We start from the raw sequence: 16,952 nt of genomic DNA on the forward strand, positions 1-16,952 counted from the left end.
CTTCGCGGGGGCGACGGTTTGGGATCGGGGATGACGCGCCGTCACTTTGCCGCTATAGGGCCCCGCATCGCCCCGGCGCCGCGGTTCTTCCTGAGTCGCTTCCGCCGGGGTCATTCATTTGGTTCCGACAGAAAGTCCCAAGCCATGGCCCGTCGCCGCCAGATCTACGAAGGCAAAGCCAAGATCCTTTACGAAGGCCCCGAACCGGGTACGCTGATCCAGTATTTCAAGGACGATGCGACCGCGTTCAACGCGCAGAAGCGCGGCACGATCAACGGCAAGGGCGTGCTCAACAACCGCATCTCGGAGCATGTCTTCACCCTGCTCGGCAATATCGGTGTGCCGACCCATTTCATCCGCCGCCTCAACATGCGCGAGCAGCTGATCCGTCAGGTCGAGATCGTGCCGATCGAGGTGATCGTGCGCAACGTCGCCGCGGGCACGCTGTCGAAGCGGCTGGGGATCGAGGAGGGGACGCAGCTTCCGCGCACGCTGATCGAATATTGCTACAAGGACGACGCGCTCGGCGATCCGCTGGTCGCCGAGGAGCATATCGCCTGCTTCAATTGGTGCAGCCAGGACGAGCTCCATGACATCCAGGACATGGCGATCCGCATCAACGACTTCATGAGCGGCATGTTCGCGGCGGTCGGCATTCGCCTCATCGACTTCAAGCTCGAATTCGGGCGCCTCTACGACGGCGACTACAGCCGCATCATCCTGGCCGACGAGATCAGCCCCGACGGATGCCGCCTGTGGGACATGACGACGAACGAGAAGCTCGACAAGGACCGCTTCCGCCGCGATCTGGGCGGCGAGGTCGAAGCCTATCAGGAGGTCGCGCGCCGGCTCGGTCTGCTGCCCGAGGGCGGCGACAACGCCGTGCTCGACCTCGAGACGCACCGCAAGAAGAAGGGCAGCTGAGGCCGCCCCGCGGCCGCCTTATGCTTAAGCACTGATTTACCATCCTTTGCTAGGCCGCGCCGATGGCAGGGGTCTATCAATGGCTGCGGCGGCGCTTCTTTCCGCCGATACCGGAATCGATCCGGGACGATGTCGCGCTGCTGCGCGCCGATCGCCTTGAGACGCTGACCCCGATGCTCTTCCTGATGCTCGCGGCGACGACGCCGACCGCCATATATGGCGGGGTCGCGGCGGTGCATCCGGCCGTTCGCATCGGTTTTCCCGTCATCCTCGCCGCCGTCTGCCTGTTCGGCTTCGGGGTGCTCATGCACAACCGCGGCCGGCGGATGAGCCCGCGCCGCGCGCGGCGGATGATCCGCGAGGCGACCTGGCTGTCGGGAACGATGGGCGCGATGTGCGCGATCTGGACGGTGGTCAACTGGCTCGCGGCGCCGCCCGAGACGCACAGCTATTATGCGATCATCATGGCGATGGGCTCGCTCGCGACCGCCTATTGCCTGTCGTCGATCCGCTTCGCGACGATCGTCAATCTCGGCATCGGGCTGATACCGGTCACGCTGCTGATGCTGACGTCGGGCAGCCCGCCCGAGGTCGCGGCGGGCACCAGCCTCGCCGTCGCCTCTGCCTTCCTGCTGCGGATGATCGTCCAGCAGCATGGACAGCTCGTCGATCTGCTCCAGCTCCAGGCGCAGATGCGCGACCTCGCGCATACCGACCCGCTCACCGGCCTGTCGAACCGTCGCGAACTCGATGCCTGCGTCGAACGCGAGATCGAGACAGCGGGCGCCGATACGCGCTTCGCCATCGCGCTGCTCGACCTCGACGGCTTCAAGCCGGTCAACGACCGTTACGGCCATGCCGCCGGCGATGCGTTGCTGTGCCAGATCGCGGCGCGGCTGACCCACGCCTGCGGCGGCGTCGCGATGGTCGCGCGCCAGGGCGGCGACGAATTCGCGATCCTTGTGCCCGCAGGATCCCCGCTGCTCGCGACCTCGCTCGCCGATCATCTGCTCGCCGCGCTGGTCCCGCCTTATCGCCTCGACGGCGCGCGGGTTCGGGTCGGGGCCAGCATCGGCGTCGCCTATTGGCCCGAGGACGGCGCGAGCGCGAAGAAGCTGTTCGAGACCGCGGATCGCGCGGTCTATGCGGCGAAGGCGGTTGATCGAGGCGCGACGCCGTCCGTCGAAAGCATCGCGCAGGCCGGTTGACCGCCTTCGGCGGTTCGCCCAGACGAGGGCGATGATATTCCGGACCCTGCTGCGCGCCTCGGCTGCGCTTTCGCCCCTCGCTCTTCTCCTCTCGACCGTCGCAGCGCCCGCGCCGCTCCTCGCGCGTGACACGGCGCCGGCCGCCGCCCCCGTCAACCCGCAGACCGACGCCGCCAAGGCCTGGAACTACGCCGCGAGCGACATTGCGGTCGACCCCAACATCGTCTTCGGCGTGCTGCCGAACGGGATGAAATATGCGCTGCTGAAGAACAGCACGCCCAAGGGCAGCGTCGCGCTGCGCCTGCGCTTCGACGTCGGTAGCTTCGCCGAGGCGGAGGATCAGCGCGGGCTCGCGCATTTCCTCGAACATATGGCCTTCAACGGCTCGACCCATGTGCCCGAGGGCGAGATGATCAAGCTGCTCGAACGCAAGGGGCTGGCCTTCGGCGCCGATACCAACGCCTCGACCGGTTTCGACCAGACCGTCTATCAGCTCGACCTGCCGAACGCCTCGGACGACCTGATCGACACCGGGCTGATGCTGATGCGCGAGACCGCGGGCGAGCTGACGATCGACCCGAAGGCGGTCGACCGCGAGCGCGGGGTGATTCTGTCCGAGCGCCGCGCGCGCGATACCTATCAGCTGCGCAGCCTCGTCGACCAGTTCGCCTTCGCCATGCCCGGCATGACCGTGGCCGACCGCATCCCGATCGGCACCGAAGCGGTGATCCGCACCGCCCCCGCGGGGCGCATCCGCGATTTCTACGACCATTATTACCGCCCCGAGCGCGCGACGCTGGTGATGGTCGGCGATTTCGATCCCGCCGCGATCGAGGCGAAGATCAAGGCGCGCTTCGCCGATTGGCGCGGCCGCGGCCCCGCGGGCGCCGACCCCGACATTGGCACGATCGACTATGCCCGCCCGTCGGCGGCCGACGATTTCGTCGATCCCGCAATCGCCGATGCGGTGACGATCGGAGCATTCAAGCCCTGGGTCGACGAGCCCGACAGCAAGGCAAAGCGCACGCGCAAGTTCGCGGAGGATATCGGCGAGGCGATCGTCAGCCGCCGCCTCGCGAAGATCGCGCTGCGCGAGGATTCGCCGATCCTCAGCGGCTATTTGAGCGATACCGACGGGTGGAAACGCTTCGACCTCGTCACCGTCGGCGCGGTCGCCAAGCAGGGCGCGTGGAAGGAGGCGCTCGCGCTGGTCGAGCAGGAATATCGCCGCGCGGTCGAACATGGCTTCACCCAGGCCGAGGTTGATGAGCAGGTTGCGATCCGCCGCACCGCGCTGCGCAACGCGGTCGCCGGGGTCGCTACGCGGCGCAGCGAGACGATGGCCGACGTGCTGGTCGCCGCAGCCGACGGCGATTTCGTCGTCGTGCGCCCCGAGGCGACGCAGGCGCTGTTCGAGGCCGCAGCGCCGTCGCTCGACGCCGCGGCGATCTCCGCCGCCTTCCGCAAACGCGTCGCGGGGCTCAGCGCGCCGCTCGCGCGGGTGACGAGCAAGACGCCGATCGAGGGCGGCACCGATGCGATCCTCGCCGAACTCAAGGCTTCGCAGCAGGTTGCGGTCGCCGCGCCGGCGGCGACCGAGAGCAGCGCCTTCGCCTACACCGATTTCGGAACGCCGGGCCGGATCGTTTCCGACGAGCGGGTAGAGGACCTCGGCATTCGCCGTATCCGCTTCGCCAACAATGTCATGCTGAACATCAAGACCACCGATTTCCAGAAGGACAAGGTCTGGCTGTCGGTGCGCGTCGACGGCGGCACGCTGCTCGCGACGCGCGACGACCCGACCAAGGTGGCGCTCGCGGGTTCGCTCAGCATCGGCGGGCTCGAGGCGCACAGCTTCGACGATCTGCGCACCATCTTCGCGGGCAAGACGGTTGCGCCGAGCTTTGGCGCCGACGTCGACGCCTTCGGCGGCAAGGCGCTGACCTCTCCCGCCGATTTCCGCGCGCAGGCGGAGCTGATGGCGGCCTACGTCACTCACCCCGGCTACCGCGCCGACGGGCTCGCGCTGATCCGCCGCGTGCTGCCGCAGCAATATGCGGCGAACGACGCGACCCCCGCCGCGGTCATGGGGCGCGACGTCGGCGGTATTCTCGCCGACGGCGATCCGCGCGCCGAGACGCCGCCGCTTGCGGCGCTGATGGCGCGCGACTGGACGCAGCTCAAACCCGCCATCGCCGACAGCCTCGCGCACGGCGCGATCGAGATCGGCGTCGTCGGCGACATCGACGAGACGGCGGCGATCGCGGCGATCGCGGCTACATTCGGCGCGCTGCCCGAACGCCGCGCCGCCTTCGACCCGCGCGAAGCGGCGCGCGAGCGACATTATGCGACCGACCGGAGCGAACGCACGCTGATCCACAAAGGGCCCGCCGAACAGGCCGAGCTGCGCGTCTATTGGCCCGCGCGCGACGACAGCGATCTTGCCGAGGCGATGCGGCTGGGCCTGCTCGCGCGGGTGATGCAGCTCAAGCTGACCGAAGAGCTGCGCGAGCGACTCGGCGAAAGCTACAGCCCCGGTGCGGCGGCCGCACTGTCCGACGAATTTCCGGGCTATGGTCATCTCTTCGCGTCGAGCAACGTCGATTACAAGGATCTGGCGACGACGCGCGCCGCGATCTTCGCGATCGCGAAGGAACTGCGCGAGGCACCGGTCGACGCCGACCTGCTCGACCGCGCGCGGCGCCCGCTGATCGAGGCGATGACCAAGGCGCGGCGTGAGAACAGCTATTGGCTGAATTATGTCGCCGAAGCCGCGAGCCACCCCGAACGCCTCGACCGTAGCCGCAATGCCATCGCCGACGTCGAGGCCGCGACCGCTGCCGACCTCCAGGCGCTCGCGCGGCGCTATCTGGTCGACGACAAGGCGCTGGTGATCAAGGCGGTGAGCGACAAGGCGGGGAAGTAGGGCGGCGCGGCGTTCGGTTGGAGGCCGGCTTCGGCCGATTTCGGTCCAACCCGATGTGATCCCCGGCGAAAGCCGGGGTCCAGGGCGCTAGAGAGCCGGCGCTGTGCGGTTACGCTCTGGACCCCGGCTTTCGCCGGGGATCACCAGATGGTTATCCGCCGGAGCGCGCGCCTGTCTTTCATCGTCACCCTGAACTTGTTTCAGGGTCCATGGCCTGCCGTCTACTTCGACACGGCATCGAACGAGAGGTCTGGCCATGGATGCCGAAACAAGTTCAGCATGACGTGATTCTGAACGGCTGCTCTCCACCCCAAGGCTGACGACCTCAGACCCTACGTCCGCCCCGACGCCCGTGCGCGCAGGAAATTCTCGAGCGCGACGAACAGCATCGCGCGCGCGTCGCCGCCCAGCATTTCGGCGGTCAGCCAGTCGAACTGCGCGCGATTGCCACGGTCGACCGCGCCGACCATCGCAGCGAGCAAAGCCTCGTCGAAGCTGACGCGCGGGCAGCAGGGCGGGGCGACCGCGAAGGGATCGGGCCAGACATGGCCGATCGCCTCGACCACCAGCCGGAAACGCCGCGCCGCGAGGATATGGCCCCAGCGCCGTTCGAGTTCGGGCATCGGGTCGCGCTCGGCGCGGCGGCAGAGGATGCAATAGCGGAGGGCAAGAACCGCCTGCGCAGCGTCGACCGAAAGATCGCGGACAAGCGGTTGTTCGGTCAATTGTCGGACGAGCGTGCTGCCTTCCATCGTGCCTCCCGGAAACACCGGCCCGCGGTTCGGCAGTCCCATGCGGGTCCGAAAAAGATGCCGGCTGCCGCGAACGGGCGCAGCAGCCGGCAGGAGGGGACTGCCCAACCTTGCTATTGAGAATTATTCGCAAATACAAGCAAAAAAGAGAGGCGCCGGTAAGCGCCTCTCCAAGCTCCTGAATTACGGTTGGTTTTTCGAAAATTCAGTCGTCGCTGGCGGGCTTCGACTGGAGCTGGACGTAATTTTCGATGCCCATGCGCTCGATCATGTCGAACTGCTTTTCAAGCTCGTCGACATGCTCCTCCTCGCTTTCGAGGATGTGCGCGAACAACTCGCGGCTGACATAGTCGCGCACGCTTTCCGCATGGGCGATCGCGTCCTTGAGCAGCGGGATGGCCTCTTCCTCGAGCGCGAGGTCGGACTTCAATATCTCCTCGACGGTCTCGCCGACGCGCAGCCGGCCGAGCATCTGGAAATTGGGCAGCCCGCCCAGAAACAGGATGCGGTCGGCGAGCTGATCGGCGTGCTTCATCTCGTCGATCGATTCGTGCCGCTCGAACTCGGCGAGCCGCTTGATGCCCCAATTATCGAGCATCCGGTAGTGCAGCCAATATTGGTTGATCGCGGTCAGCTCGTTCTTCAGCGCCTCGTTGAGGAAATCGATGACCTTTTCGTCGCCCTTCATTGCCTTGTCCTGTCTTCTGTCTCGGGTGGGAAAGTGGGCGACATTATAGGCGCCCGGACCCGGTCAGGCCAAGGGTAAAAATGGCTGATTTCCGCGAAAAATCAGGCGGTCGCAGCGACGTCGCTGATGATATTGCGAGCGAATGACAGGCACTGGCCGCACTTGGGTTTGCGACCCAGTTGCGCATAGGCGGCCTTGGCGCACCGCAACTGGCCGTTCTTTGCGACGTCGCGCAAATCCCGTTCCCTTATTGCGTTGCAGACACAGACGACCATGTGCGAATCCTTCTCAACAATTGCGATGTAGGGATAGTGCGACGGATTCGCAACAAGAAAGATGCGAGTGGCTCGCAATCGGAGAAAGGCGATTTTCGTCGGCGCCGCCCCTTGCCCGGGCGGTGATTCGCGGGCATAGGCGCGCCCATCTTCCCCGCCCGTCCAAGCAAAGGTCCGCGCCCATGAAAGTCCAGGTCTATGTGACCCTCAAGCCCGGGGTTCTCGACCCGCAGGGCAAGGCGATCCACCATGCGCTCGAAGGGCTCGGCTTCGGCGGCGTCAGCGACGTGCGGGCGGGCCGCTTCATCGAGCTCGAGGTCGCCGACGGCGTCAGCGACGCCGACCTCGACGCGATGTGCGCGAAGCTGCTCGCCAACACCGTAATCGAGAATTACCGGATCGAACGCGCCTGAGGGCAGGAGACACGCCATGAAGACCGCCGTCATCGTCTTTCCGGGTTCGAACTGCGACCGCGACATGGCGGTCGCGCTCGAACGCGTCACCGGCCGCGCCCCGGAGATGGTGTGGCACCGCGACACCGAGCTTCCGGGCGGCATCGACTTCATCGCGCTGCCCGGCGGCTTTTCCTATGGCGATTACCTCCGCTCGGGGGCGATGGCGGCGCGGTCGCCGATCCTGCGCGCGGTGCAGGACGCCGCGGCGCGCGGGGTTCCCGTGCTCGGCGTGTGCAACGGCTTTCAGGTGTTGACCGAGGCCGGACTGCTCCCCGGCGCGCTGATGCGCAACGCGGGGCTCAATTTCGTGTGCCGCACCGTGCCGCTGACGGTCGAGAACAGCCAGTCGCTGTTCACCGCCGGTTACAATGCGGGCGAGACGATCGACATTCCGGTCGCGCACCACGACGGCAATTATTTCGCCGACGCGGGGGCGCTCGACCGGATCGAGGGCGAGGGACGCGTCGCGTTCCGCTATGCGGATGGTGTCAACGGCTCGGCGCGCAACATCGCGGGCGTGCTGAACGACGCCGGCAATGTCCTCGGCATGATGCCGCACCCCGAGCGCGCGATCGACGCCGCGCACGGCGGCACTGACGGGCTACGGCTGTTCGAGGCCGCGCTCGGCGTCCTCGCCTGACGGCAAGGCCGCGTCTTCCCCTTCTGACGCCGCCTTCGCCGCCGGCTGCAGCCAGCGGCCGACCAACAGCAGCGCCGTCGGCCAGAACATCGTGTTCCAGATGTCGTGCCAATGCTCGGGGTCGGGACGGATCGCCGATCGACTCGCCTCGGCGGTGACGTCGAGCCATTCGCCGCCGCAGGCCATCGCCAGCACCGCGAGCCACGCCACGAACCAGCCGCCGCGCCAGCGCCAGATCAGCCGCACGAGCAGGAACAGCGCCATCCCGAAATAGATGTGCAGGGCATCCTTGTCGAGCCCGCTCGCGGTCACGATCCAGCTCTTCCGGTCCTCGAAAAGCGAGGCTAGCTCGATCAGGGTCATGGAGGTCAAACCTTGGCGCCAAAGGGATTGAAATCGGTTCCCTCGTCATACACATCGACGCCTTCGCGCCGCTTGAGCAGGCCCACCACGGCATAGGTGACGGGAGTGAGGACGACTTCCCATCCCACCTTCATCAGCCAGTTGGTGATCATCACGGTGACGACCAGATGCGTCGGCCAGATGCCCAGAAAGGCGATGGGGTAGAACAGGAGGCTATCGAACGCCTGACCGAAGACGGTCGATCCAATGGTACGCGACCAGAGGTGCTTGCCGCGCGTCAAAAGCTTCATGCGCGCGAGAACATAGCTGTTGACGAACTCGCCCGCCCAGAAGGCGGTGATCGACGCGACGACGATACGCCAGGTGCTCCCGAAGACGCTTTCATAAGTCGCCTGACAGATCGGACCCGTTCCCTCGGCCGCCGTCTTCAAGGAGAGCAGGTCGGCGCCGGCGCAGCCCCAGTCGCGGTCGGCAGGCATCGCGACCACGACCCAGCTCATCACCGCCATGAAGATCATCGCGGCGAAGCCGGTCCAGATCACCCGCCGCGCCCGCGCATAGCCATAGACTTCGGTCAGCACGTCGCCGATGACATAGCTCAGCGGAAAGAAGAGGATTCCCGCGCCGAAGGTGACGCTGCCCACCGTCGACAGCTTCGATGCGCCGATGATGTTGCTGAGCAGCAGGATCGCGACGAAGGCCGCCATCACGAGGTCGTAATAGCGGAAATGGCGCACCTGGCGCGCGCTGACGTGCGCGGGCGCGGCGCCGGGCTCGAACGCGGTCGGAGTGGAGTCGGTCATCGGCACGCTGCTTAACGCGCTTTGCGGTCCGCGCAAACCGCGCTATTCGCCGCTCCGCACAGCCGTGCCGCGCGCCCGTAGCTCAGCTGGATAGAGCACCCGCCTTCTAAGCTGAGGGTCTGCGTGGCAGAATGTGTGGGAGGACTGTAGTTTACGCATTGCTGGCGGGAAAGCGAACCGTCTAGCGAACCGTGTTGTGGCCCCGTAGCTCAGCTGGATAGAGCATCGGTCTTCTAAACCGATTGTCGCGTGTTCGAATCACGCCGGGGTCACCATTTCCATTCAAGCCGCCAATGATAAGACATTGATAGGCAGGCATTGCTATGTAATCCCTGCGGATGGTCCAAGACGGGCTTGCGGGGGGGCAAATGTCAAAGAGCGAGCGATTGAAGGCGCTATTGGGCGCTGGGTACTTCCCAGAGGAGTTGCCGCCTGCGTTCACGACCGCCGATTTCGCAAAGTATCGCCGCGCCATCGGGAATGCTTGGGCAGGCCTGCAGAATTACCCACATTACCCTAAGACTAGCCCAGAGCGATTTAGCATCCCGAAGGTCACTGACTGGCAGCGGGAACTGGCAATCGTCAACCCGATCGCTCAATTCCACGTCGCCAAGCTTATCGCTGACGAGTGGCAGCAAATAAGTAAGCACCTCAATTCGTGCAGCTTTGGTGTCGAAGAGGTCCTGATTAAGTCGGACGAGAACCGGGCCGTCTCAACCCCAGATTTCAGGCTCGTTGCCCTACGCCACTCCGAAATTTCGGCGCTCCACAATCACGCACTCGTGGCCGACATTTCTCGCTTTTACGGAACGCTCTACACCCATGCCATTCCATGGGGGCTGCACACTAAAGCGTGGGCGAAAGCCAACCTGAACAACGCGGCCGTGTATGACCCTTCCTTGGGCGCGCGGTTGGACAAGGCTGTTCGCAAAGGACAGGACAATCAGACTATCGGCATCCCCGTCGGCCCGGACACATCCCGGATCATCGCAGAGATTGTAGCGGTATCCATTGATGCCCGAGTGCAGGCAGAGTTGAATTTGGAGGCCGACAGCATCGTTCGGAACGTCGACGATTGGTACATCGGTTTCGACAATGCTGGGCAGGCCGAAGAGGCGATAGCAGTGCTTTCCGCCGCCGCCCGCGACTATGAATTGGAGATTCACCCAGAGAAGACCAAGGTGGTAAACGCGGCTACGGAGGTTCAAGCCGTTTGGCCGACAGCACTACGGCAGAGCTCCATTTCCTCCGAATTCTCGGAGCAGTCCAAAACTATCGATCATTTCTTTGCCCAAGCCTTCCAATTCGCCGCTGAGAACAAACGGTCGAATGTCCTGCGCTTTGCTGTCAATCTCCTCCGAAGTGTCGATATCTTGAAGGTGAATTGGCCTCAGTTTGAAACCTACCTGCTGAAGGCCGCTCGTGCGAACGCAACCACCATACCGATGGTGGTGCACCTTTTGGCGCTATACAATGCAAAGAACTTTCCGGTTAAGAAGGATCGGATCGCGAAATTCATCAAGGATACTATTGCGAAGTGCGGGCCATCGGCGGCCCACTATGAAATTGTGTGGGCGCTATTCCTCGCAAAGATGTTGAGGATCACCCTTCCGGCGGACTGGGTTCAGCCTGTAACCAAGCTAGAGAGCTCGGCATGCGCCCTAGTGCTGCTCGACCTGCGGCAGATGGGCCTTATTGACGGGCCGATTGACGTGTCACTGTGGACCCAGGCGATGACCGAGAAGGGCCTTGAGTCCAATCTCTGGCTCGTCGCCTCCGAGGCGGACCTCAAAGGTTGGCTAACACCTCCCACCGCTGGCTTCGTTCAAAATCATCCCTATTTTGCCGAACTGCGGCGGCGAAACGTGTCGTTTTACGACAAGGAGCGCCGTCTCAAGAATGTCCGGCGTAGCAGGCCCAAGCAGCCGTCCGATGCCTTCAAACGTCACATGGCCGCGCTACGAAACTGGAGGCTGGATGCGATAGACGCGCAAGACTTGCTGGAGGAATGGGAGCTCCCTGGCGACGAATACGGCGGCTATTGAGCGGACGTCACGGCTGCACTGTTAAAACCTGTAGACGCCCCCGCCCAAAGTTGCCTACGGTCCACTTGCTCGGGACAGCGTGACCATCGCCGGTGCAGTCCGGGTCCGAGCCGGTGGGCGACACGACAAGCCCTTCATTCGCGTTGCAGGCCCAGGGCGATCCCCTGTGCTGCGTGGACCCTGCGAGCCGACGAACCAATTTGCACAACTGTGCGCTGGTCGTCGGCTGATAACCAACCCATGCCTGTCACCAGCGCCTTCGTATGAGAAGGAATTGATTATGGGCGTTATCGTCAGTTTGCAGGAGCGGCGCGAATGCGCCGAAATCGAAGCTAAACGGCTCCGGGCTCGCGAAGCGATCGAGGAATTGTGGGACGTCGTGAACAATGAACACTGGGACACATGCGACGTGGCAGAGGCGATTGTCTTGGTCGTGCAGGCTTGCGATCTTCACAACGGCGGCAATCTCGAAGGGCTGATTCTCGGCATTCCCAATGATTATTCGGACCTAATCAGGGGCTTACATTTCACCGATTTCAGTGAGGAGGAAGAATGAGGAATTTCACCGCAACCGTGAAGGAGCGCGAAGTCGGGCAGCCATGCTACGTCGCCCTTGAACTCAAGAACGACATTGGGTTGCCCGCCAACAAGTGGTTGGCGCTCAATCTGCCCGAAGGGACCGGGCTCGAAGAAGCCAAGGCCGTGGCGCGGATGTTGAATGAATCGGTGGCGGCTGTCCGCCTCGACTGGTGACACGCCTCGAAGAGGAGACCCGGATCGGCAAGGGCGGGACCCTGGCGGCGCAGCTGTCGCGGCTCGACCTGATCGTGCTCGACGAGCTCGGTTATCTGCCGTTCGCCCGCTCCGGAGGGCAGTTGCTGTTCCACCTCATCAGCAAGCTTTATGAGCGCACCAGCGTCATCATCACCACCAACCTCGCCTTCGGCGAGTGGCCTACCGTCTTCGGTGATCCCAAGATGACCACGGCGCTGCTCGACCGCGTCACCCACCACTGCGATATCATCGAGACGGGCAACGACAGCTGGCGCTTCAAAAACCGCAGCTGACCGCCACCTTCGGCCCCTTCAAAAATCTATCTTGCGCTGCGCGCGCCTCCGGTCGGGCTACGCCCGCCCTCCGCCGCACGCAGCGCAAGGCGACCTTCAACTAACCGGCATCATATCCGAAAAGGGGGTCCCTCTTCGACGCCGATAGGGGGTCCCTTTTGAACGCCGTTTGACAAGCAGGCCTTCGCCGCGGCGTGGCGGCGCCAGCCGAAATGGGTCGTCTCGCGGTCGCTGGAATCGGTCGGCCCCAACGCGACACTGGTAGGGGGCGAACTGGATCAGGCGATCCGCGCGCTGAAAGCCGAGCAGGACGGAGAGATCGAAGTGGCCGGTCCCCTTCTCGCGCAGAGCCTCACCGGGCTCGGCCTGATCGACGAATATCGCATCTACCTCCACCCCGTCGTGCTGGGCCGCGGCGCGCCCTATTTCGCCGGCCCCCGGCCGCGACTCCGCCTGGTGGCGCATGATCGGATCGGCGAGGATGCGATCCGGTTGACCTATGTTCCCGCATAAGCGCGGCCCAGGTTCCAAGAGCCTATTGATCGATAATTTCGATTAAAGCGCAATGTTTTTCCAATTTCCGCACCGCAACATAATTCGCTAGGGCGGGGCTCCCGACAACAAAGGAGCTCTCCATGTCCGTTCTCAATACGACCCTCAAACCCTTCAAGGCCACCGCGTTCAAGGATGGCAAGTTCGTCGACATCACCGACGCCGACGTGAAGGGCAAGTGGGCGGTTTTCTTCTTCTACCCCGCCGATTTCACCTTCGTCTGCCCGACCGAGCTCGAGGATCTCGCCGACATCTATCCGACCCTCCAGAAGATGGGCGTCGAGGTCTATTCGGTGTCGACCGACACCCATTTCTGCCACAAGGCGTGGCACGACACCTCGCCGGCGATCGGCAAGATCAACTATTACATGGTCGGCGACCAGAACCATGTGCTGTCGAACAACTTCGAAGTGCTGCGTGAAGGCGTCGGCCTTGCCGACCGCGGCACCTTCGTCGTCGACCCCGAGGGCGAGATCCAGCTCCTTGAAATCACCCCCGAGGGCGTGGGCCGCAACGCTGCGGAGCTGCTGCGCAAAATCAAGGCGCTGCAGTACTGGGTCAGCCACCCGGGCGAAGTCTGCCCCGCGAAGTGGGAAGAGGGCGCCGAAACGCTTGCCCCTTCGCTCGACCTCGTCGGCAAGATCTAGCCTTAAATCCACCGTGTGTCCCCGCGGAGGCGGGGACCCAGAGCGTCAGGCCGCAACGCTCGTGCCTGATCGCTCTGGGCTCCCGCCTTCGCGGGAGCGCACGGATGCTTTTCCAATATGCAGGAGCTCTCCCCATGCTCGACGCCAATTTGAAGCAGCAGCTTCAGGGCCTCCTCACGAACCTTCGTGAACCGATCGAACTTGTCTCGTCGCTGGGCGACGATGCGAAGTCGGCCGAGCTGGCGGGCCTCCTCGACGAAATCGCGTTGCTGTCCGACAAGGTCAGCGTCAGCCGCACCGACGACGACGCCCGCCGCCCCAGCTTCCTGATCCGTCGCGCCGGCGACCCGCAAGTCGCTGTCCGCTTCGCCGGCATCCCGCTCGGCCACGAATTCACCTCGCTCGTCCTCGCGCTGCTGCAGGTCGGCGGCCACCCGCCGAAGGTCGCGCCCGAGGTGCTCGATCAGGTCGCGGCGCTGGATGGCGACTATCATTTCGAAACCTATTTCTCGCTGTCGTGCCAGAATTGTCCCGACATCGTGCAGGCGCTCAACCTGATGAGTGTCGTCAACCCGCGCATCACCCACACCGCGATCGACGGCGGCCTGTTCCAGGACGAGGTCGAGGCGCGCCAGGTGATGGCGGTGCCGACGATCTTCCTGAACGGCGAGACGTTCGGCCAGGGCCGCATGGAGCTCGAGCAGATACTCGCCAAGCTCGACACCGGCGCCGAGGCGAAGGCGGCCGAAAAGATCGCGGCGAAGGACGTGTTCGACGTGCTCGTCGTCGGCGGCGGCCCGGCGGGTGCCGCGGCAGCCATCTACGCCGCACGCAAGGGCATCCGCACCGGTATCGCCGCCGAACGCTTCGGCGGGCAGGTGCTCGATACGATGGCGATCGAGAATTTCATCTCGGTCCAGCATACCGAGGGCCCGAAGCTCGTCGCGCAACTCGAGCAGCATGTCCGCGAATATGACGTCGACATCATGAACCTGCAGCGCGCCGAAAAGCTGATCCCGGCGGAACGCGAAGGCGGCCTGCACGAGGTGCGGCTCGCAAGCGGCGCGTCGCTGAAGGCGCGCACCGTGATCCTGTCGACCGGCGCGCGCTGGCGCCAGCTCGGCGTGCCGGGCGAGGACGCCTATCGCAACAAGGGCGTCGCCTATTGCCCGCATTGCGACGGCCCGCTCTACAAGGGCAAGCGCGTCGCGGTGATCGGCGGCGGCAACAGCGGCGTCGAGGCGGCGATCGACCTCGCGGGTATCGTCGCGCATGTGACGCTGATCGAGTTCGACAGCGAGCTCCGCGCCGACGCGGTGCTGCAACGGAAACTGGCCAGCCTGCCCAACGTCAAGATCATCACCTCGGCGCTGACCACCGAAGTGCTCGGCGACGGCGCGAAGGTGACGGGACTCGCCTACAAGGACCGGGCCAAGGACGAACCGCATCAGGTTGAACTCGAAGGCATTTTCGTCCAGATCGGGCTCGTTCCCAACACCGAATGGCTGAAGGACAGCGTCGCCTTGTCGCGCCACGGCGAGATCGAGGTCGACCATCGCGGCGAGACGAGCCAGCCCGGCATCTTCGCCGCGGGCGACTGCACGACGGTGCCCTACAAGCAGATCGTCATCGCGATGGGCGAAGGATCGAAGGCGGCGCTGTCGGCGTTCGACTATATGATCCGTCTGCCGGCCGAAGCCGAGGTCGAGGCGGCCTGATACTCGGGTCGTCATGCCGGACTTGATCCGGCATCCCGCTTCAGGACGAGCGGGACCCCGGATCAAGTCCGGGGTGACGAAGGGTTATTCGGCGAGGGCCGGCCGCGCCGCAATCGCCTCCAGACAGGCCTGCAGCCGCGCCACCTCCGCATCGGTGAAATGCAGCCCCAGCTTGCTGCGCCGCCACAATATGTCCTCGGTCGTCCGCGCCCATTCGCGCTTCACCATCCAGCGGGCCTCGGCCGCCGACAGCCCGTGCGCGATCTCGCCGCCCAGATCGTCCCAGCCTTCGGCTTTGCCGAGCCACGTCCGCGCGCCGGTGCCATAGGCGCGAGCGATGCGGTCGGCGGTCGCGGCGGGCAGGAAGGGGTGGGCGAGGCGGAGCTTGGCGATCAGCGCCACGAGACCGTCGGTCGGGAAATCGCCGCCGGGCAGCGGCGCTCCGCCGGTCCAGCGCGGACCCTCCAGCGCCGCTATGTGCGCCGCGAGTTCGTCGACCGCATGCTCGGCGACATGGCGATAGCTGGTGATCTTGCCGCCATAGATGGTGAGCAGCGGCGCGCCCTCGTCGCAGTCGAGGTCGATGCGGTAGCCGCGCGTCGCCGCCTCGGGCTTGCCCGACCCGTCCTCGACCAGCGGCCGCACCCCCGAATAGGTCCACACCACGTCGGCGGGGGTGATCGCGGTGCGGAAATACTGGTTCGCGCCCTCGCAGAGATAGGCGATCTCTTCGGCGCTCGCTTGGATATCGGCGAGCGAGCCCTCATGATCCTGGTCGGTGGTGCCGATCAGCGTGAAGTCGCGCTCGTAGGGAATGGCGAAGAAGATCCGCCCGTCGGGAAGCTGAAAGAAATAGGCATAGTCGTGATCGAAGATCCTGCGCACCACGATGTGCGATCCCCGCACCAGCCGCATCCTGTAATCGGGCGGCGCGGCGGCGCGGTGGAGGACGTCGAGCACCTCCGGCCCCGCGGCGTTGACGAGGCTGCGCCCGGTGAAGCGATAGGCCTGGCCGGTCTCGCCGGTCGCCTCGACCACCCATAGCCCGTCCTCGACGCGCATCATCTCGGCGCGGGTGCGGGTGCGGACGCGCGCGCCCTTGTCGGCGGCGTCGCGCGCGTTGAGCAGGACGAGCCGCGCGTCGTCGACCGCGCCGTCCGAATATTCGAAGCCGCGGACGTAGTGGCTCTGCAGCGGCGCGCCCGCCGGATGCTGGCGGAGGTCGACCGAGCGCGTCGCGGGCAGCTTCCTGCGCCCGCCGATATGGTCGTAGAGGAAGAGCCCGAGCCGCAGCAGCCAGCGCGGCCGCAGCCCGTCGCGATGGGGGAGGACGAAGCGCAGCGGGTGGATGATGTGCGGCGCGATGCCCCACAGGGTTTCGCGCTCCTTCAGCGCCTCGCGCACCAGGCCGAACTCATAATGTTCGAGATATCTAAGGCCGCCGTGGATCAGCTTGGTCGAGGCCGAGGAAGTGCCGTGCGCGAGATCGCCCGCCTCGAGCAGCAGCACCCGCGCCCCGCGCCCGGCGGCATCGCGCGCGACCCCGGCGCCATTGACCCCGCCGCCGATCACGATGACGTCATAGGGCGGCGCGGGGTCGGTCATGGATTCGGCTCTTAGAATCGTTCGGCGCCGGATAGAACTATTTTCACCCCTCCCCTTCAGGGGAGGGGCAGCGAGACTTGGTTCGGCGCTAGCCGAGCCTTAGTCGAGCGGGGTGGGGGCCAGCGGCCTTGCGCTATTTCGATGGCCCCCACCCCAACCCCTCCCCTGAAAGGGAGGGGCCAATCAGCCTACGTATGCGCGTTGCAATCGGGCGGCGGCTCCGCCATTTCAGATAATGGATATTCAAGGGGAACGCCGTGAGCGTCAAAGTCGAGACATTGATA

Annotated in this window: 17 protein-coding genes, 1 tRNA gene and 1 pseudogene; 13 read left to right on the forward strand and 6 right to left on the reverse strand. The window is 64.9% G+C overall.

The window, feature by feature from the left end; all coding sequences use genetic code 11:
* The first annotated feature begins 144 nt into the window (after nucleotides 1-144).
* The 3 genes from purC (at nucleotide 145) to ACOTSS_RS06925 (ending at nucleotide 5,058) form a co-directional block, all read left to right on the forward strand.
* Nucleotides 145-924 carry a phosphoribosylaminoimidazolesuccinocarboxamide synthase gene (purC, locus tag ACOTSS_RS06915; protein ID WP_448690767.1) on the forward strand — a complete coding sequence of 260 codons (780 nt, stop codon included), beginning with the start codon at nucleotides 145-147 and terminating at the stop codon, nucleotides 922-924.
* Nucleotides 925-986: 62 nt separating this feature from the next.
* Nucleotides 987-2,132, forward strand: coding sequence for a diguanylate cyclase domain-containing protein (locus ACOTSS_RS06920; RefSeq protein ID WP_448690768.1), 1,146 nt, complete (start codon nucleotides 987-989; stop codon nucleotides 2,130-2,132).
* Nucleotides 2,133-2,163: 31 nt separating this feature from the next.
* Nucleotides 2,164-5,058 carry a M16 family metallopeptidase gene (locus tag ACOTSS_RS06925; RefSeq protein ID WP_448690769.1) on the forward strand — a complete coding sequence of 965 codons (2,895 nt, stop codon included), beginning with the start codon at nucleotides 2,164-2,166 and terminating at the stop codon, nucleotides 5,056-5,058.
* A 332-nt stretch (nucleotides 5,059-5,390) separates the two neighbouring features.
* On the opposite strand, the gene ACOTSS_RS06930 is transcribed toward ACOTSS_RS06925, so the two are convergent.
* The 3 genes from ACOTSS_RS06930 to ACOTSS_RS06940 form a co-directional block, all read right to left on the reverse strand.
* The gene (locus ACOTSS_RS06930) at nucleotides 5,391-5,810 is read right to left on the reverse strand and encodes an addiction module antidote protein (protein WP_448690770.1); all 420 of its coding nucleotides are present in this window, start codon (nucleotides 5,808-5,810) and stop codon (nucleotides 5,391-5,393) included.
* Nucleotides 5,811-6,015: 205 nt separating this feature from the next.
* Entirely contained in the window at nucleotides 6,016-6,498 is a 483-nt protein-coding gene (gene bfr, locus ACOTSS_RS06935) for a bacterioferritin (protein WP_448690771.1), read from the reverse strand.
* A 101-nt stretch (nucleotides 6,499-6,599) separates the two neighbouring features.
* Nucleotides 6,600-6,773 carry a (2Fe-2S)-binding protein gene (locus tag ACOTSS_RS06940; RefSeq protein WP_095387519.1) on the reverse strand — a complete coding sequence of 58 codons (174 nt, stop codon included), beginning with the start codon at nucleotides 6,771-6,773 and terminating at the stop codon, nucleotides 6,600-6,602.
* Nucleotides 6,774-6,955: 182 nt separating this feature from the next.
* Between ACOTSS_RS06940 and purS the strand changes: the two genes are divergently transcribed.
* Both purS and purQ read left to right on the forward strand, forming a co-directional pair.
* The gene (gene purS, locus ACOTSS_RS06945) at nucleotides 6,956-7,186 is read left to right on the forward strand and encodes a phosphoribosylformylglycinamidine synthase subunit PurS (RefSeq protein WP_095387518.1); all 231 of its coding nucleotides are present in this window, start codon (nucleotides 6,956-6,958) and stop codon (nucleotides 7,184-7,186) included.
* Between the two features lie 16 nt (nucleotides 7,187-7,202).
* On the forward strand, nucleotides 7,203-7,868 hold the full coding sequence (purQ, locus tag ACOTSS_RS06950) for a phosphoribosylformylglycinamidine synthase subunit PurQ (protein WP_448690772.1): 666 nt from the start codon (nucleotides 7,203-7,205) through the stop codon (nucleotides 7,866-7,868).
* On the opposite strand, the gene ACOTSS_RS06955 is transcribed toward purQ, so the two are convergent.
* Complete coding sequence (locus tag ACOTSS_RS06955) at nucleotides 7,830-8,231, reverse strand: hypothetical protein (protein WP_448690773.1); 402 nt, start codon at nucleotides 8,229-8,231, stop codon at nucleotides 7,830-7,832. The genes purQ and ACOTSS_RS06955 overlap by 39 nt on opposite strands.
* Before the next feature lie 5 nt (nucleotides 8,232-8,236).
* Entirely contained in the window at nucleotides 8,237-9,034 is a 798-nt protein-coding gene (locus ACOTSS_RS06960) for a queuosine precursor transporter (RefSeq protein WP_448690774.1), read from the reverse strand.
* Between the two features lie 198 nt (nucleotides 9,035-9,232).
* On the opposite strand from ACOTSS_RS06960, the gene ACOTSS_RS06965 reads away from it, so the two are divergent.
* The 8 genes and pseudogenes from ACOTSS_RS06965 to ahpF all read left to right on the forward strand — a co-directional run bounded on the left by ACOTSS_RS06965 (nucleotide 9,233) and on the right by ahpF (nucleotide 15,063).
* Nucleotides 9,233-9,309: transfer RNA gene (locus tag ACOTSS_RS06965), tRNA-Arg, on the forward strand.
* A gap of 93 nt (nucleotides 9,310-9,402) precedes the next feature.
* Nucleotides 9,403-11,079: an RNA-directed DNA polymerase gene (locus ACOTSS_RS06970; protein WP_448690775.1), complete on the forward strand. Its 1,677-nt coding sequence runs from the start codon at nucleotides 9,403-9,405 to the stop codon at nucleotides 11,077-11,079.
* Nucleotides 11,080-11,359: 280 nt separating this feature from the next.
* Complete coding sequence (locus ACOTSS_RS06975; RefSeq protein WP_448690776.1) at nucleotides 11,360-11,635, forward strand: hypothetical protein; 276 nt, start codon at nucleotides 11,360-11,362, stop codon at nucleotides 11,633-11,635.
* Nucleotides 11,632-11,832 carry a hypothetical protein gene (locus ACOTSS_RS06980; RefSeq protein ID WP_448690777.1) on the forward strand — a complete coding sequence of 67 codons (201 nt, stop codon included), beginning with the start codon at nucleotides 11,632-11,634 and terminating at the stop codon, nucleotides 11,830-11,832. Before ACOTSS_RS06975 ends, ACOTSS_RS06980 begins: the two co-directional genes overlap by 4 nt.
* A pseudogene (locus tag ACOTSS_RS06985) lies at nucleotides 11,826-12,146 on the forward strand (ATP-binding protein); the annotation flags it as partial. The gene ACOTSS_RS06980 and the pseudogene ACOTSS_RS06985, both read left to right, overlap by 7 nt.
* A gap of 324 nt (nucleotides 12,147-12,470) precedes the next feature.
* Nucleotides 12,471-12,659 carry a dihydrofolate reductase family protein gene (locus ACOTSS_RS06990; protein ID WP_448690778.1) on the forward strand — a complete coding sequence of 63 codons (189 nt, stop codon included), beginning with the start codon at nucleotides 12,471-12,473 and terminating at the stop codon, nucleotides 12,657-12,659.
* Between the two features lie 122 nt (nucleotides 12,660-12,781).
* Nucleotides 12,782-13,345 (forward strand): alkyl hydroperoxide reductase subunit C, encoded by a 564-nt coding sequence (ahpC, locus tag ACOTSS_RS06995; protein WP_448690779.1) that lies wholly within the window; start codon nucleotides 12,782-12,784, stop codon nucleotides 13,343-13,345.
* Nucleotides 13,346-13,479: 134 nt separating this feature from the next.
* Complete coding sequence (ahpF, locus tag ACOTSS_RS07000) at nucleotides 13,480-15,063, forward strand: alkyl hydroperoxide reductase subunit F (RefSeq protein WP_448690780.1); 1,584 nt, start codon at nucleotides 13,480-13,482, stop codon at nucleotides 15,061-15,063.
* 84 nt (nucleotides 15,064-15,147) lie between these two features.
* On the opposite strand, the gene glpD is transcribed toward ahpF, so the two are convergent.
* On the reverse strand, nucleotides 15,148-16,668 hold the full coding sequence (gene glpD, locus ACOTSS_RS07005) for a glycerol-3-phosphate dehydrogenase (RefSeq protein WP_448690781.1): 1,521 nt from the start codon (nucleotides 16,666-16,668) through the stop codon (nucleotides 15,148-15,150).
* Between the last annotated feature and the right edge of the window lie 284 nt (nucleotides 16,669-16,952).

It is taken from the genome of Sphingopyxis sp. NJF-3, from assembly GCF_053514865.1.